The 17708-nt window shown below is 37.7% G+C and carries 13 protein-coding genes; 3 read left to right on the forward strand and 10 right to left on the reverse strand.

Going from position 1 to position 17708, the window contains the following annotated elements; translation table 11 throughout:
• Positions 1-120 precede the first annotated feature (120 nt).
• The gene (locus OVA16_RS15895) at positions 121-900 is read right to left on the reverse strand and encodes a C40 family peptidase (protein ID WP_267761390.1); all 780 of its coding nucleotides are present in this window, start codon (positions 898-900) and stop codon (positions 121-123) included.
• 123 nt (positions 901-1023) lie between these two features.
• On the opposite strand from OVA16_RS15895, the gene OVA16_RS15900 reads away from it, so the two are divergent.
• Entirely contained in the window at positions 1024-1473 is a 450-nt protein-coding gene (locus OVA16_RS15900) for a universal stress protein (RefSeq protein ID WP_267761393.1), read from the forward strand.
• A gap of 91 nt (positions 1474-1564) precedes the next feature.
• Here the strand turns inward: OVA16_RS15900 and OVA16_RS15905 are convergent, their stop codons facing one another.
• Genes OVA16_RS15905 through OVA16_RS15925 form a run of 5 tightly spaced genes read right to left on the reverse strand, consistent with a single transcriptional unit; the run spans position 1565 to position 10621 of the window.
• On the reverse strand, positions 1565-2641 hold the full coding sequence (locus OVA16_RS15905; protein WP_267761396.1) for an alpha/beta hydrolase family protein: 1077 nt from the start codon (positions 2639-2641) through the stop codon (positions 1565-1567).
• On the reverse strand, positions 2634-4562 hold the full coding sequence (locus OVA16_RS15910; protein ID WP_267761399.1) for a TlpA family protein disulfide reductase: 1929 nt from the start codon (positions 4560-4562) through the stop codon (positions 2634-2636). Before OVA16_RS15910 ends, OVA16_RS15905 begins: the two co-directional genes overlap by 8 nt.
• Before the next feature lie 14 nt (positions 4563-4576).
• Positions 4577-5971 (reverse strand): RagB/SusD family nutrient uptake outer membrane protein, encoded by a 1395-nt coding sequence (locus OVA16_RS15915; RefSeq protein WP_267761402.1) that lies wholly within the window; start codon positions 5969-5971, stop codon positions 4577-4579.
• 5 nt (positions 5972-5976) lie between these two features.
• On the reverse strand, positions 5977-9558 hold the full coding sequence (locus tag OVA16_RS15920) for a SusC/RagA family TonB-linked outer membrane protein (RefSeq protein ID WP_267761405.1): 3582 nt from the start codon (positions 9556-9558) through the stop codon (positions 5977-5979).
• Between the two features lie 43 nt (positions 9559-9601).
• Positions 9602-10621, reverse strand: coding sequence for a FecR family protein (locus tag OVA16_RS15925; RefSeq protein WP_267761408.1), 1020 nt, complete (start codon positions 10619-10621; stop codon positions 9602-9604).
• Positions 10622-11115: 494 nt separating this feature from the next.
• Between OVA16_RS15925 and sucC the strand changes: the two genes are divergently transcribed.
• On the forward strand, positions 11116-12309 hold the full coding sequence (sucC, locus tag OVA16_RS15930) for an ADP-forming succinate--CoA ligase subunit beta (RefSeq protein WP_267761410.1): 1194 nt from the start codon (positions 11116-11118) through the stop codon (positions 12307-12309).
• A gap of 116 nt (positions 12310-12425) precedes the next feature.
• Here the strand turns inward: sucC and OVA16_RS15935 are convergent, their stop codons facing one another.
• Positions 12426-13007 carry a DUF1543 domain-containing protein gene (locus OVA16_RS15935; RefSeq protein ID WP_267761413.1) on the reverse strand — a complete coding sequence of 194 codons (582 nt, stop codon included), beginning with the start codon at positions 13005-13007 and terminating at the stop codon, positions 12426-12428.
• A 24-nt stretch (positions 13008-13031) separates the two neighbouring features.
• Positions 13032-14759, reverse strand: a complete 1728-nt coding sequence (locus OVA16_RS15940) for an FAD/NAD(P)-binding protein (RefSeq protein WP_267761416.1) — start codon at positions 14757-14759, stop codon at positions 13032-13034.
• A gap of 663 nt (positions 14760-15422) precedes the next feature.
• Between OVA16_RS15940 and OVA16_RS15945 the strand changes: the two genes are divergently transcribed.
• The gene (locus OVA16_RS15945) at positions 15423-15647 is read left to right on the forward strand and encodes a CDGSH iron-sulfur domain-containing protein (RefSeq protein ID WP_267761419.1); all 225 of its coding nucleotides are present in this window, start codon (positions 15423-15425) and stop codon (positions 15645-15647) included.
• 176 nt (positions 15648-15823) lie between these two features.
• Here the strand turns inward: OVA16_RS15945 and OVA16_RS15950 are convergent, their stop codons facing one another.
• Entirely contained in the window at positions 15824-16741 is a 918-nt protein-coding gene (locus tag OVA16_RS15950; protein WP_267761421.1) for a sugar phosphate isomerase/epimerase family protein, read from the reverse strand.
• Positions 16742-16764: 23 nt separating this feature from the next.
• Positions 16765-17706: a phosphodiester glycosidase family protein gene (locus OVA16_RS15955; protein WP_267761423.1), complete on the reverse strand. Its 942-nt coding sequence runs from the start codon at positions 17704-17706 to the stop codon at positions 16765-16767.
• Positions 17707-17708 lie beyond the last annotated feature (2 nt).

Raw genomic sequence — 17708 nt, forward strand, 5'->3', positions numbered from 1 at the left:
CTAACAATCAGTAAATTAAATTATTATGCATTGAAAAAGAATGATTCAATAATTATAATCTAAGCAAAATAATCAACTGCTAGTCTTTATATTTCCTTAAATATTTTATATCGTTACAGCCTAAACAAATCGCTTAATTACCCTCAGCTTATGTGTATACTTTTCTAGTTCCTTATTGTAAATCCCTTGATTATCTATAGGGTCTATGCGCACTTTACCTGCCGAATGTATAATTTGATCGTTACTTAACATCATGCCTACGTGGGTAATTTTACCTTCTTCGTTATCAAAAAAGGCCAAATCTCCCATCTTTGCTGAGGATAAAAAATCTACCAGCTGTCCTTGTTCTACTTGCTGCGAGGCATCTCTGCGTAAACTTAAACCCAACAGTTTGTAAACGGTTTGTACAAATCCAGAGCAATCTATGCCAAAAAAAGTGCGGCCGCCCCACAGGTAAGGAGAGTTTAAAAAGAACTTGGCTGTTGCTTCTACTTTTGCTTCAAACGTTGATGGATTAGGTATAAAAGGTTCAGTTTTTACTTCAAACCTATGATCTCCTAAGTAGCAGTAACCGTTTTCGTAAAATGGCAAAGTACTTCCCGGACTTAAATAGTAAACTGTGCCAGCGTCGTCAACCAAACGGTTATCGAAAGTTAATGCAGTGAGGTATTTATAGCTAGCCTCATCATTATATTGCAAAGCCGTTAGTGCTTGCAACTGTTTGTGGTCCATCCAACCTTCGTAATGATCATGTTTAGTTCTTACGAAGCACCATTTTTCTGCTTTTTCTAATACAACAACTCTATCACCAAACAATAACTGCGAAACAATTTCACTACTATCAGTAGGTTCTTTTCTAAGTGGGGCAACCGAAATTCGGCAAACGTGATATCCTTCCATATTGATTTATCAAAGGTAAAAATAAGTTAATTTTATGATAAACATCAGCAAATTTTATGTCTATGATTATAAACTTTAACACTCATTTTTTGTTAAATTAGTAGAAACAAAACAATTAAGGCCATGAATTATAAAAGAATTTTAATAGCTGTAGACAATAGCGTTTCGGCAGAAAAAGCAGCGAAAGTTGGTTATGAAATGGCTACGCTTTATGGTGCCGAGGTTGCATTGCTTAACATTGTAGAACCTGCCCCTCCTATTGCCAACCCAGATTTTGGCTTTACGCCAGCCATTATAGATCTTTACGATAATAGCGTAGAAAACAGCCACATTTTATTAAAGGAGATAGAAAATAAGTTTGGCAATAACACCCAAACCACGTACCTCTCGGTAATGGATACGGCAACCAATGGCATTTTGCAACAATCTGAAGAATGGCAGGCCGATTTAATTGTGCTTGGTACACATGGCAGAACGGGTTTGAACCATTTTTTAATGGGTAGCGTAGCCGAACACGTGGCCAGAAAATCTGCTTGTCCGGTTTTAATTGTACCCAACAAAGCAGAAGTGTAAATAATTGAGGCACATATTAGGCTAATCAGTAAAAAAAGTGGGCGAAATCCATCGTATCCACTTTTAATATTAACTTTACCTAAAAATTAAACTATTTAATAACCGAGTTTAGCCACCACTCAATCGTGTTTAGCACCTCTGGGCTTACTCCAGTTTTTAGCTTGGCGTATTCATCGGTCTTACAGGTCTCGCATTTTTGTAGCAAATGATTTACGTTTGGTAATAATTTAGTAACCACTTTTTTGTTACCACCCGCAGCAATGTAATTACGCCAATTAGCTAAATTTTCCTGGCCAGCTACCATCAAATCTTTATCGCCGTTAATGGCCAAAACAGGTACTTTAATTTGCTTCATTACCTCTTGTGCATTGTATTTGATAAAATACCTATACCATTTGCCAACCGCATGGTTAACATAGCTGTAGATTGGAAAACGAAAATGATCCCATTTTACGCCAGAAAGCTTAAACAACGAGTCGTCTACCTTTTTCCATTGGTTATAGGTTTGGTCTAATTGCTGACGCATATTAGCAGAATCTGCATATTTTAATGCAGTTTCGAACATTAACCTATTAATTTGGTTAGATCTATTTTTATCTGTTTGCGAAAGCTGCGAATGATTTACCAGGTCTTCGTTTTGTTTAATTAAAGAAGCAAAACCGTTACTAGCCAAGCCTGCTAAACTGATGATAAACTTAACGTCTACAGACTTAGCCGCCGCAATTGCACTTGCAGCACCACCTTCGCTGTGGCCAATTAAACCTATTTTATTTTTATCAATGTTGGCTTGTGCTTTTAAAAATCTAACGGCAGCCAAAGCATCATTAGCGAAATCTTCGGTTGTTGCGTACTGATATTTACCTGTAGATTTACCCACACCCCTATCATCCACCAATAAAACGGCATAACCTTTACTGGCTAAAAAAGTGGCTATCTGTTTAAAAAATGGATAGCCAGCCATTGTTCCGTTTCTATCTTGCGGATTAGTACCCGATACCATAACCATGGCCGGCACTTTACTCTTTTGATTTGGCAGATACAATGAAGCTCCTATGTGTAAACTATCGTTCTTGATCACGATGGTGCTATCTACTTTAAAAGGTGCCTGCGCAAAAGCATAAACACTTGTAAAAATTAAACCTAAAACCAAAGATAAAAGCTTATTCATTGCTTCCCTCCTTCGCCAATTCTATCATCATGCTAATTTCATCAACCAATTCTGATGGGCTGCCCATGTAACCTACTTCAGAAAAGCGTAATAAGCCATTTTTATCTAGTACCATTTTATGAGGAATTGCACTTACGCCATAGCTCTTAGAAAATTTAGCATCAGCATCAAAAAGCACATTAAAATCGAAATTATGCTCTTTTAAATAATTAGTGACATAGGCTTCGTAGTCCTTCATTTTTTCTTGCGTATCTACAAAATAGAAAACCACATCTTTATCATCTTTATACTTCTGAACAGCCATGTTCATACCTGGGAAAGCTGCTTTACAAGGAGCACACCACGATGCCCAAAAATCAAAAACAACTACTTTACCTTTTAAATCGTTTAGGGATATCATTTTTCCGTTTCGGTTGCTCTTTACTTTAAAGTCTGGAACCGTCTGCTTAATCATTGATTTTTTAACTTTTGCTGCAAGTTCTGCATCAAGTTTTACATCTTTTAAAGTAGCCAAATAAGCTTGATAGCCTTGTTCTGATTTGTTGCGGGCTACATAGCTTTTCTTCAATAGATCTAACATTACCGGACTTACCTGGTTTTTTCGCATACTACTTTCCAGTACCTTTTGCAACTCATCGGTTTTACCTAGTTTGTCTAATAAAACAGCTTGTAGCTCATTAAGTGTTGCTTTTTCAAACTGATATTTCTGTTGACACGAAGTGGCTAAATTCAATGCCGTTTCGCTTTTACCTAAATGCATTAAAATATCTGCATAGGTAGGCATATTATCGAAGTAAACGTTCATGAAACCCTCGGGCTTTTCGTCGTTAAACTGAAAAAATCGATCGGCAATTGGACGAGCATAAGTGTATGCCTCTGTAGCATTAAGTGTTTTTAAAGACACGTAAGGCACTTGTACACATTTATAAAATATAGTAGAAAGGCTTTTAAACGGAGCTTTTGCTACATACTTTTTAAAAGTTGCAGTATCTTTTTCTACCGAAGCCACAATTATAATACTGCTATACAGTCTGGCATAATCTATCCTGTTCTTTTCATCAAATGCCCTATCTGCTTTTTCTGCCGGAAAGCGTTCAAAAAAATCGATGTTTAATGGCATCACTTTTTTATAGTCACGTTCTGCGCTCATGGCTTTAAATGCAGCTAACTTTTCGGGATTTTTCTTTTTGATAGCTGGCGAATCGATATTGGCAATTACTTTAGCTACAGAATCGGCAGCAGCTTTGTTGTTTAACACCTCCGCATATATTTTCTTGATGTTTACCAGATCGCTTTCTTTAGGGTCTTCCAGGTTTTTTAAGTAGAAAATATCTTTTTCTGCTTGTTTTTTTGCTTTATCTGCATCTACATTTTTAAGTACCCTTAACCATGGGTAAACAATATTTCTTTTAGACGAAGGATGTTGCCTCACTTCTTGTTGCATCCAGTATACCACCACATCGTCGCCAATCATTTGTTTATTAGTAGTATAGTCTGTGGAAAACTCTGGTACGGTACCATTTCTTAAAAACGCCCACCCTGCATATCCGCCAGCCACATTTTTACCATTTTCGTCTGTAAGTATCCAACCGTAAGCATTACCAATATCGGTTTTTTTACCACTTTTAAATTTAAAAGCCACTAAAGCAGCATCAGCTGGTAATAGGTAATCGGCAGTCCATAAACTATCTTGTTTTATCAACTTAATTTCGTCTTTTTTCCATTGGTAATTACGAAACTGATAAACTTCTGCACTCACGTTTTTCTCATTCTTTAACAAAGTTTTTGCTGGGTTGTAGGCAACTTTTACGGTAGTTCCGGGCACAGCGGCCTTTGGTGTTAAAGAAAAAACTTCTTGCGCTCGGCTGGTATGTATTGCAAGTACCGAAATGGCACTTGCAATAAGGATACTTATTTTCATTTGTGTGTGTTATTTTAAGGATTTGGTTCTAACTCTGGGTTAAGGTTAATTAACGATTGCGCAATAGGAAACACATAACGATTGCTATTTGGTGCTAAAGTATAAGTAGTACCATTAAAAACTCTGGTATATGTTTTTTGAAAAGCAGGTTCATTTTTTAAGCGGCGCATATCCCACCAACGCAACATTCTACCAAAAAACTCTCTACGTCTTTCTTCAATTACCTTAGCAAGTGCATCTGCTGGCGAAGAGGCCGTCATAGGCACATAGTCTGCCGCCTTGAAACGTTTTTCACGCAGGCGATTTACCCATAACATGGCATTGGTAGCATCATTGTTTCTAGCATAATACTCTGCTTTAATCAGCATCATTTCTGGTACAGATGGGCCAACATTTCTGGTTTCGCCAACAAAGCGCTCTTTGTAGAAAAACCTACCCGTATAGCTAGTTGCAATGGTTGTGCCTGGCACAGTAAATAATTGATAACGTTGATCTGTGGTGCCCAACAAAGTCAACAGCTCATCACTTAACTTAAACGCTGTACCCTGATAAGCCATAGTACCACCGTTGGTAATTTTAGATAAAATAACCTCTGGGTCGGCAATGCGGCGTGGGTAGTTGGTAGAAGTTGGTGTGTAAACGGCCAAATCATTCAATGTACTTCTTAACGAAAGTGCTAAATCTGCATATCTATTTGCCTCGGCATAGTTATTCATGTACAAGTAGCAACGAGCCACCTCGGAATAAGCCGATGCCTTACTTGGCAATGTATTGTACGCTTGTGTATTAGGCAGCGCAGGAATAGCCGAAGTTAAATCATCAATAACCTGATTATAAATTTGTTGTACAGATGCACGTTTTAAACTTTGACTTACAGTTTGGGTGGTAAGTAAAGGCAAGCCTAAATCTGTACTTGCTGTTGTTGCATTGTAAGGTTTAGCATAAGCATTTACCAAAGTTAAGTAAGCATCTGCACGGTGCACTTTTGCTTCGGCTATTAAAGCTTCTTTTTCTTGTGCTGTACCATCGCTGGCTGGCAGTTCGTTAATAATGGTGTTGCAGTTTAATATTACCGCATAAGAAGCGTTCCAATTCAAATCGTTCTCATTAGTACCACCAGCCACATAAAATACGGGCTGCCAAGTGTAACTGGCTACATAATAGTAGTAAAACGAGCTCCCAGATAAAGATGCTACTTGTGTGGCATCGGTAATGTTGATATCATCTGAAGCGAAATCGAATAAATTTGGGTTGGTTTCGAAACCAGACGTATTGTTAAGTAAATAACGGTAATTAATGGTTTGATTAGGCACCAAATTACCCTGTGTTTTGATATCTACAAATTTTTGGCAACCTGCAAAGACCAATGCAGCTGCTGTAAAAACGATAGCTTTATAATTGATTTTCATGATCTTTAAAAATTTAGGTTAAGAGAAAAATTATACGAAACAGTTGCTGGCAAACCAAGTGTAGTGCTCGAAAGATTTGGCAACACATCTGGATCTAAGCCTTCTTTGTTCGCTGTCCAAATTAGGCCTAGGTTACGCACATTAAATGCAAAAGTTGCGCCCTTAATTTTGCTAGTTATTTTCTCTGTAGGAATTTTGTAACTTAAAGAAAGTTCTCTTAGGCGCACATAATCTCCTTTTAGCACGTTAACATCTGATTGTTGGTAGCGCAATAAACTTGTAGCGGCAAAAGTTCCGGCCATTCCTGGTACATTGGTGGTAGCCTCGTCTCCCGCTTTTTGCCATCTTTTAGCAACATCTTCATGCAAATCGTAACGTACACCTAACCTAGAGCTAGAATAGCTACTTACTGTTGGTTTTAAGAATACACTACCAAATTGATAGCTTGCCACCGCCATTAGCGTAAAATCTTTGTACCTTAGACTTTGTACAAAACTTCCGAAATGGCTAGGTGTACTTCTGCCTACATATTTTAGTGCTGCTACGTTGGTTACATTTTGGTTAGCACTCAGTTTATTCCCTTTCTCATCGTAAACCAAAGTTAAACCCGCCGCATCTAAGCCTGCGTTACGATACACAAAAACCTTATCACTAGGATATCCAGCTAACAAAGAGCCGTAAACCGGATTAGCATAGAAACTTGATGAAGGAATAAACCGTGTATCATCAATGTTATTGGTATTATAAGCGTAGTTTACTCTCGAGGTAACCTCCCAATCTTTATTGGTTAGCAATACTGCATTTAAAGCGGCATCAACCCCTTTGCCTGTCATTGTGGTTGAGTTTCTGCTAAGGTTAGTTACACCATAAGTTCCGTTGATAGGAAATTCGTATACCAAATCTTTCCCATTTTTACGATACACATCTACCGAACCAGATAACCTGTTATTTAAAAAACCGAAATCTAAAGCTAGGTTGCTTACATAGGTTTTCTCCCATCTTAATTCTGGATTTGCCGGTGCAATAATACTTGCACTTGGCAAACCAGTAACCAAATCAGCAGGACTTACCGAAATCCATGTAAATGGATACATGGTGGTAGAAATATTCCCATTAACACCATAAGTAGCACGTAAACTTAAGTTTGATACCCAACTTACATTTTTAAGGAAGGTTTCTTTATGTGCATCCCATTTAGCACCAAACGAGTATAAAGGCGTTGCTCGGTAACTACGGTCTAAACCAAAGTTGTTATAATCATCGTATCTTACACTTGCAGATAAAGTATATTTTGTTTTGTAAGTATAGGCGGCATTGCTGTAATAAGATAAAAACCTACGTTTTTTGTCTTGCAATGTTGGGTAAGAACCACTTAAAGAAGAGCTATATCCTGCAATTGTAGCATAAGGAGTATTAAAATCTACTGGTCTAGAAAGGCCTGTACCCATGTTGTAGCCGTATAGCGTTCCTGTGGTTTGGCCTGCATTGGTTTCCCTAATTTCGCTACCCGCAATAGCCGTTAGCTGATGGTCTTTACCAAACGTACGATCGTAATTTAATTGCCCTCTAACGGTATAATTGTTGGCCGTAGTGTTTTGTGAATTTAATATACCTGCACCCTTTGGCAAGCCTAAGCTATTTGTTGCATTACCAGTTGTAGGAACTGGCGTATAACCGTTTACAAAATCACGATAGTAAAAGCTTTTTTCGTTGTAAAACCTGCGGGCATTGCTAAAACCAAATTCGTTGGCGTAATAGGCATTAGCGGTTAAGCCTTTAAAAACAGGTACACTTAAATTAACGTTAACACTATAATTGTTATCCTTTTGTGTATTATCTGCATTTTCAATCTCATCTATAGCATTATAGCCCCAGTTTAAAAATCCTTTCGGATATAATGTGTTTACCCAACCTTCGTAATATTTTCTAGAATAAGAAACCCTATTCCCATTATCATCAACCAGTTGGTTATAAGGCATAAATGTAGTTGCAGCAGGACTATACAAACTATTTAAACTGGTACCATTATTTTGATATTTCAAAAAAGCTCCTTTAACATTTGTGGATAGCGTTGCTACTTTGAATAACTTGAAAGTATTGTTTAGCGTAACGGTTAGCCTTTTACCATTGTTGCCTATAGCGTAAGGGTTCTCTTCTGCGTAAGAAGCCGAATAAAAATAATTTGAATAATTGTTACCACCACTTACCGAAAAATTATAAGTCTGGTTGTTAGATGGACGTAACAAGTAATCTTCTACCTGTCCTCGGCTATCTATGGCTGCATAACGTGCAATGGCCGCATCATAATCGCTTTGTGTAATAGTGCCTGCCCTTAGCTTAAACGTTAAATCTGTTACCGCGGCAACGGGCTGCCCTAAAGCGGTAGTATTGCTTGGTGCAATAACCAAATTTTTATTCACTAATTCTTGCTCAAATGCGATGGTTTGTGCAGCGCTCATGATAGGCAATTCGCTTAAATTTGGATGATTTGAAACCCCTGCATTTATAGAAAAATTAATTGATGGAGCCTGATTGTTTTTACCTCTTTTAGTGGTAATTACCATTACACCATTGGCAGCTCTTACACCCCATATAGAAGCTGCCGCAGCGTCTTTCAAGAAAGTCACATTTTCAACATCGTCTGGGTTGATGGTAGATATATCGTTTTCGGAAATAGCTCCATCAATAACCACCAACGGGAAGCTTTCTCCTCGTAAAGAGCTTCTACCACGGATAGCCATATTATAATCACTTGATCCTCTGCTTCGTGTACCGCTATTGATGCTCGTCATCGTGTTGCCATAAACAAAACTGTTATCGCCAGAATTTAAGGTTATCTTAACCCCTGGTATCATAGTTTCCAAACGGTAAAGCAAATTAGGAACTGGCACTTTTTCTATCTCTTTTGCGGTAACCACTGTTGCCGCTCCGGTAGCTCTTTCTTTCGATATTTTTTGGTAACCTGTAGCCACCACATTTACTTCCTCTAATTGGTTTAAAGCTGGTTTTAACACAAACCTTAAACTCTTGGTATTGGCATTTATTTTTTGAGATGCTGGTTCGTAGCCAATGTAAAACACGCTTGCTTCGGTAGCACTTGGTGTTACAAACATCGAGAAATCGCCGGTTGAATTGGTAATGTAGGTTTGGTTAGACGAATTGGTTTTTACCGTTGCGCCAGGCATTGGGTTACCACTTTCATCTACCACTTTACCGGTAATGTAAGTCTCGTTGGTTTTGCTGGCACCTGGTTCAATGGTAATAGAAACATTGGTTTTGTTGGTATCTCTAGTTACGATGGTGTAATTGCCTTCGCTAACATATAAAAACAGTAAGTTATTTTGATAAAGTGCATTTTTTAACGCCTCTTCTAGATTTCGGGCATTAGTAAAATCACTTTTTAGTACAGTTTTACCTTGTACAATGCTATGTTCGTAAGCAAATTTAGCATTATACTTTTTGGCAATTTGTTCTAATGCATCAGCTACTGGTATTCTAGTTTGTTGTGCCAAGGCACTCACAAAAATAGAAACACACATCAGCAAAAGCACAGCCCCTTTTTTAAGGGTACGTGATAGTTGTTTCATGAAGTTGTTTAGGTTAGTTTGGGGTTAGTTAATTATTGGTTGCTCATCGTTTTTCGAGGTAAATATTTTTTCCTTCTTGTTTTACGTTTACGTTTAAAATATTTTTAAGTACAAAGAGCATCGTTTCTTTACTATCGGTAGCAATAGTTCCGTCTATTCGTTTATTTGCCATAGCCGTATCTGGAAGTATTACCTTATAGCCATACAAATTCTCAAATTCGGCAATCACATCGGCTATGCGGGTTTGTGTCATCAAGATCTTATGGCTGGTCCACGATAGCTGTGGCGCAAAACTTTTTGGTTGGTTTACCACGAACCTATCATTAGTGCCTAGCCTGGCCAAATCACCAGGTTTCAATATTTTTTCTTGGCCGCTGCCAATTGCTTTTACACTTACCTTACCGTTAACCAAGGTTACCTGATGCATATTTGGCCTTGCTTTTAGGTTAAAGATGGTTCCTAAAACCTCAACCCTTAATTTATTACTCTCGGCAATAAAACGCTCGCCTCTTTTAACATTTGCTGTATTTTGATTAAGGTGTTTTACTTCAAAGTAGGCCTCGCCATCAACACTTACATAACGATTTGTATTCCAATTAAATGCCCTAGCATAGCTGATAGATGAATTGGCATTTAAGCGAACTTTTGAACCATCGGGCAGGGCTACCATTTTTTGCTCGCCATATTTGGTAGTAATGGTAACATTTGAAGAGAAATACCAACCACCATAGGCAAAGAAAGCCAAGCAAGCGGCCACCCCACCCAACCAAAAGTTACGCAACTTAACCATTCTTGTTTTGCGTTTATTTTGTGTAATACTTGTTTCGATAGTGTTCCATAAACTATCGGTTAAATCTATCGGAATGGCTACAGGAACCGCACTTAAAATAACGCCAAGTTGTATTTTTGCTTCGTCAAATTCTCTCTGTTTTTCGCTATGTTGCGCTAGCACACCATTCCAAAATTGTACATCGGCATCTCGCTGATATTTCACATAACGAATAAAATCGTTATCCTCAAGAAAATCTTCGATGGCATAATTAAGGTAATTTTTCACTTGCATGCTTAGGCTATTTATTATACAAAACAACCGACGCTAAAAAATTACCCCATGAGATTAGATTTTTTTTAAAGAAAATTAAAAGCCCATTAAAATTGATGGGAGTTTTGGCTTGTAGTAAATATTTAAGAATACTTTAATAGCATTTATTAGGCGACCATTAAAGATAACAAATTGAGATTTTAAAAACTTCTCCTAACATATTTAACACGTTAAAACTAGGCTTTTGAAATAACTTCATAAAATGATGCTACATTTCTATTAAACACAAGGCTTCATTTTTGTACACTTTAAAGGTAACAACGAGTTAAAACGTTACATTCTTTTTTTAAACCTTTAGCGCACTATTGATTTCTTTACATTTAAAATCATTTTACTATTGGCATAAAGGTTTTGAAATTGTAGATTTGGGCAAATTTTTAATCAAATAAACCATAAGCTCATTCTATAACCCAGAATGAACTATTTGGCCGATAAAAGAAAAAAATCATAATCAAATGAATATCCACGAATATCAAGGTAAACAAATTCTAAAGAGTTTTGGCGTTGCTATACAAGAAGGCATTGTTGCAGATACAGTTGACCAAGCTGTTGAGGCCGCTAAACAAATGAAAACTGACTTTAACTCTGACTGGGTTGTGATTAAAGCGCAAATCCACGCTGGAGGTAGAGGTAAAGGTGGCGGCGTTAAGTTGGCCAAAAATTTGGATGAGGTAAAGCAAAGAGCTACCGATATTTTGGGAATGCAGTTGGTTACGCCACAAACTGGTGCTGAGGGCAAAAAAGTAAACAAAATCTTGGTTGCTCAGGATGTTTACTATCCAGGCCCAACAGAAACTAAAGAGTTTTACGTGAGTGTACTTTTAGACCGTGCTGCTGGCAAAAACATTATCATGTACAGTACCGAAGGCGGTATGGATATTGAAGAAGTTGCAGAACACACACCACACCTGATTTTTAAAGAAACCATTGATCCTAAAGTAGGTTTACAAGGTTTCCAAGCCCGTAAAATTGCTTTTAACTTAGGTTTAAGTGGTGCTGCACACAAAGAAATGGTAAAGTTTGTTTCTGCTTTGTATAAAGCTTACGACTCTACAGACTCGTCAATGTTTGAAATTAACCCAGTATTAAAAACTAGCGATGATAAAATTATTGCGGTTGATGCTAAGGTTGATTTAGATGAAAACGCATTGTATCGTCATCCAGATTATGCAGCAATGCGTGATAAATTAGAAGAAGACCCAACAGATGTTGAAGCTAGCGAAAGCAACCTTAACTATGTTAAATTAGATGGTAACGTTGGTTGTATGGTTAACGGTGCTGGTTTGGCAATGGCTACAATGGATATTATTAAGCTTGCTGGTGGCGAGCCTGCTAACTTCTTAGACGTAGGCGGAACTGCTAACGCTACTACAGTGAAAGCTGGTTTCAATATCATCTTGAAAGACCCTAATGTTAAGGCAATTTTGATTAACATTTTTGGTGGTATTGTACGCTGCGACAGAGTTGCACAAGGTGTAATTGATGCTTACCAAGAAATTGGCGACATTAGAGTGCCAATCATTGTTCGTTTACAAGGAACTAACGCTGAAGAAGCTAAAAAACTAATTGACGAATCTGGCCTAAAAGTTTACTCAGCAATTTTATTAAAAGAAGCTGCAGATTTAGTAGAAGAAGTGCTAGCTAAGTAGCTTAAAAGCTTTTAGACATAAAAGTTCGAAAGACCTATATTACAAAAGCCAGTTGATCATCATCAACTGGCTTTTTTGTTTTAAATCAGAAAAGAACAAACCAATCCTCTACATTGCTACAACTTATCTAAACGGAAATATCCTAAATGTATATCGTCTTGAATTAAATTGGCGGCTGGTGTTATTTTAATGGCGTAACCTTGGTGGGCATTTTGCCTCCAAATATCCTCTATCCTATGGATGTCATCTACATCTATTCCATATTTCTCATCAATGTGTGCATTGGCTCCTTTAACCCCGTTTATGCTGGCCGATTTAAAGAACGCAGCTTTTTTGGCTAGATGGGTGGCTTCTGCCTTATCTCTACACACAGATAGTTGTGTATAGTGCTGTTCTTCTAACCTACCCGCAGTGTATCCACCTAAGTTAATAAAAAACAAATGATGCTCCTTGGGTAATCTTTGTTCCGTTTTTGGAACTATTTCTACCCTAAATTTATCTACAACATTCACTTCACGCCATCCGTCTATATGTAAACTTTTGCCTGCTTCTGGCCAAAATGCCCGCAAATCTGGAACCAGATCAGCCAAAGAATGAGCCACACCAAAGAAAAAATCATGTTGCTCTACATTACGGCTTTCGGCTTTAGAACCTAAAAGCACCATATATAGTTTCGGTTTAAGCTGCACTTCTGTCATCTTATAAATAATTAAAACTACTCTTTAAGCCAACATTGTTAAACTCTTGGCGATTTGCGTAGCCGCTGTTTCGCAAAAATCTAAACCAGAATAATCGGGATTATAACCACCAATAAATGGAACTGCCATTACGTAAATTCGGGGATTTAATGCTAAATACTGATCTACCACTTGGAAATGGTCATTAATGGCCAATCCTGGTACTTTAAGATAATATTTACCATCTACACCCATTTCAATATCTCGGTTTTCTTCCATTAAGTTATTCGATAATGCTTGCACCCTAAATTGTAACTTTGCCGGGGCAATAGTTCCTCTTTCCTTAAGCCCTGGAAATGGTATATCATCAAAAGAAAGATGTGGCTGACCGATACAATCTACAAACGTATCATATTCTACCATTTTTTCTTCTCCCTGCTCGTTGGTATAATGATAGGTAATCCCTCCTTCTAATTTTGGCACCACCTTACTTTCTGCACCCACAGCAATCAAATCTAATACCCCTGCGCTATGCAAAGCCAATAGCTCTTCTGCCGAGCTTTGTGGCACAAAAGCAATAAGCAGAGAAATAAGTGGCATTAACTTTTTCTTTAGCCTTAACATATCTTCAGCAGAAAAATATTTTGCCGGATAATTAAGTGTGTAGCTCAATGCACACAACAATTCCTTCCAATAAACGCTTTGCCTACGGCGAATAGATTGGGCTGCCTCTCTATACTCTGCCCTAAATAACTGAAAAGCATCCAGACGCTCCCTAAGTTCCATTACCTCATCTACAAAATCTTCCATAGACAAATCCTTTATTTTCTCATAGAAAGCGGGATCTTGCTGCGACAAAGGTTTCAGGAATTTTTCTTCGAAGGCCAAATCTAAAAGAACAAAACCCTCATTTGCTTTTCTAATGATGTTAATCTCATCTGGAGTGAAAAGGCTTTCTTTACCTAAAATAGATTCTTCTAAATGAAAGCGTACTCCTGGCAGTAGACCTTCTCTAGAATGTAACACTATCTTAAACTTCGATTTTTGATCTTTAAGTTCGTACTGTAACATGCCTTGTTCCGAAATTTGGTAATTGCCATGCGCTCGTGCAAGTGTACGTATGGCATCTATTGCCGTTAACGAGGCACCACGTATAGCCACAGGATGGTTTAAAGTTTGTTTTATTTTAGCCGGAGGATAAGGCGAATCGTAATAACCTTTAACCTTGCCTTCGTGGTGTTTAGGCCACAAATGTCCACTGCAAAGCACCACATGATCGAAAGTAAAACTAGATTTATCGGCTAGCACTACAGTTACGTTTTTGGCAGCAGGTTGGTCTAAAATATCTACCACTTTGCTGTTATAAGAAATTTGTAAATCTATACCGTTACTTATCGCTTTTTTAGCAATTAAAGCAAATTGATCTGTAAGGTATTCTCCAAAGAGTAGCCGCGGCAATACCTTATAATTGTGAAAATGCGATAAATCAATTTTAAAACGTGCTAATGTATGCGGATGTACTTGCTGTATCCACTCGCCAATAGATTGCGCTAATTCTGGAATTTCATTAGCCGAAACATTGGTAACGTGCTCATCGTTGGCACCACTTGCACTATAGGGCATTCCTGCACCGAGTTGCTTACCTTTTTCAAAAACCGTTACACTTACACCATTTAAACCTGCATCTATTATCTTTTTTAGCATAAAAAGACCACTAGGGCCACCACCAACAATGGCAATTTGCTTTTCGGTTAGGTTATTATTTTTTTTCATTTAGATTGCGTTAAAGAACAGACATTTTTACTATTTCCTTTATTAGAACGTCTTATGCCATTTATTTTGATTTTAACAGTAGCCACAGCCACCCGCAATACACAATCAACTCATTAGAGGTAATGTGTTATCTGCATTCATTTTATTAATTTTTGTAATTGATTTTAATTTAGAACAAAAAATCTTGAGGTTCGCTCTGGGATTACAACAACATCGCTCTTAATTTTGTTTGGATAATAGCGACAAACTGATTAGCAGCACTCGGTAAGGCAGCAATCAAAACCTTCAAAAACAACCTGATAGTTAGATAGTTAAAGTGTGATTGGTTGTATTTAAATAGTCTATTACGATTTTTAACCACCCCGCCTTTCAGGTACCCCTCCAAGGGAGGGGAATGTAGATTGCAATTTCCCTCTTTTAGAGGGGTGGTCGAAGACCGGGGTGTTGTTGGGCAACAAATATTAATCGAACTCAGATAAATAGTAATTAATAGCACGAAAAATAGCAGGCTCTTATGCAAGTAAGATAAAAAAACCTCTATTATTTTTAGGATTTGACGTTTTTAGCAGTTCATTCAAATTTAATCGGAACGTTTCTAAACTGTAATCTGTTTAGGTAAATCAATTCTGTTGACTTAGTTTTGCCGCACACAAACAAAATATCATGTCTAAAACAAAACTTACCATTAACAATAACGGTTCGGTTAAAATAGAGGGAGATTTCGAAATTGTAGATAGAAACGGGAACGTTTATGGTTTACAAGGAAGAGAAGTTCTTTCGATTTGCCGCTGTGGCCTTTCTAAAAACAAACCTTTTTGCGATGGCTCGCACAATGGCCATTTTGAACATGAGGCAATTGCCTTTGATTTGCCTCCTAAAAAAGTTTAATAAAGTAACAGCAGCCTTGCCACAGCGCAGGGCTTTTTAATTCAAAAAGCCTTTCTGCGATTAACAGAAAGGCTTCTTAAGTTTAATCTATTTCATTAGGCTAAATTCTAAAGCCTGATATCTCGACAATAATCTGATTGCTGCTTTAATTGCTCGAAAGCTATATTCACACAGCGCTACAAAGCAGATAGCTCGTTATAACACGCTCGATAACCAACAAGCTCTTTGGTATTGCTCTCGTACATAAAAGGGCCTTTGTAATTGATAGTTTGCAAAGCTTTAAAAATGGCTTTCCAATCATTTTCTCCTTTACCATCGCATGGGAAGTAATGTCTTTCTGCCTTACCATCGCCATCGGCTACGTGTAGTGTTTTTACCCTACTACCTAAAGCTAATAATAGTTGCTCTGGTTTAGCAATGTGATTGAGGTCTACCGCCGCATAAACATCATCGGGCAACAGCTTAAATATCGAAAGGCACTCCTCTACTGTTCTTAACAATGGCCTTTCTTGGTTTCCTTTGCTTACCAATAATGCAGGCCCCAGCATATTTTCTACCACCATTACAGCTTTAATTGCCTTTACAGCTTTATTTAGTTCTTGTACTGATTTTACCAATTGCTGGATACGCATTTCCCTTTGGTTTAGCGCCAAATAATAGCTAGGATGAAATAAAATTACCTTAGGCTTTAAAATGGCCACATACTTTAACACTTGTTGATGAAATGCAATTACTTTTTGTCGACGAGCTCCCTCTAAAAAGGAAATATCAATTTCTTTGCCATAAGGCATGTGGATTGACCAAATTTCTACACCCGTTTCATTAGCGGCCTGTTTAATCTCCCGCATTTTCTTCATCATATCGGCCTCGGGCAAAGTAAACGTTAGCGAATCTTTGTTGATGTAGGCGGTAAGCCCCGTTTCTATACAATCAATGCCGGCATCGCTAATTTGTTGCAGTTTCTTTTTAGTGAGTGCGTTTGCGCCGATAGAAAACCCAATTTTATGCTTGTTTTGCGCAAAAGCCGAAAACGAAAACAACAATACTCCAATAAGGGTAAAGATTTGAAGCTTATATTTTTTAAAATTACACATTGGTTAAAGATTATAAAGGTTTACTACTTAATAAACAAGGCTGTTTCTACTTGGCGCTGTCCGTAGTGATCAAACTTTTTGTTATCTGTTGGATAGTTTACAATCCCGTTGGGCACTTGTCCTTTAATCCACATCATGGTAGAGCCGCCGCCATCAATGTTCATGGCCGATTTTGGATTGAAATAGCGCACCAAGAACTGCGTTAGCTCTTTGGCCGACATCCCTTTGGCTGCTGCATTTCTACCATCAACGGTAATTAAGAGCAACTTCCCTGTTTTGGTAACCGCAACAGCTGTACGCGGATGGCGAACGCCTTGGTGCTTCAAGTAATGCTCGTAATGCAGTTTTTTAAGATCTAATTTTAAGCCGCTGGTATCGGCAAAGCTTAAACCTACGGGTTTGTAATCAGCAATTAGCATTGGTGCACCGGTAATAATGTTTTCTGACTTTACCGAAGCAAAATTTTCTGGAGAGAATTGGATATCAAATTGCGTTCCTTCGTTGTTAAAAGTCATCATGCCTTGATGTTTCCACCAATAGATACTAGATTTTGGCACTTTAACCTGCTGTAAATCTTTTCCTTTTAAACGCAAGTGCATATAATCTGCCGAGTCTTTCTTCTCTATAAAATAAGTGGCGTTTATGCCAGCAAGTGCACCAGGAATTTTACTAGCAAAAACCGAAAGCGAATCTTTCTCTTTTTCGTAAGCTAACACTGCATTACCAAGTTTGGCTTTTGGATTAAAACTAACCACATTCACATTTTGGTAGGCAAATTCTGGATTAGTTGTAGAAGAATACTGGTACCAAATTACGTCTTTTCTCAATGTATCTATCTTCCAATCTGCTTTTTCTAACAAATCTACTTCAGAATTATTTTTACCATAACCTTGCTGATAAGTTTTACATGAACCTAGCGCAAAAGCCATTAGCGCAGCGGCTAAGCCAATTTTTAATTTTTGCATTT

Origin of the sequence: Pedobacter sp. SL55, from assembly GCF_026625705.1 — a bacterium.
Lineage (GTDB): Bacteria > Bacteroidota > Bacteroidia > Sphingobacteriales > Sphingobacteriaceae > Pedobacter.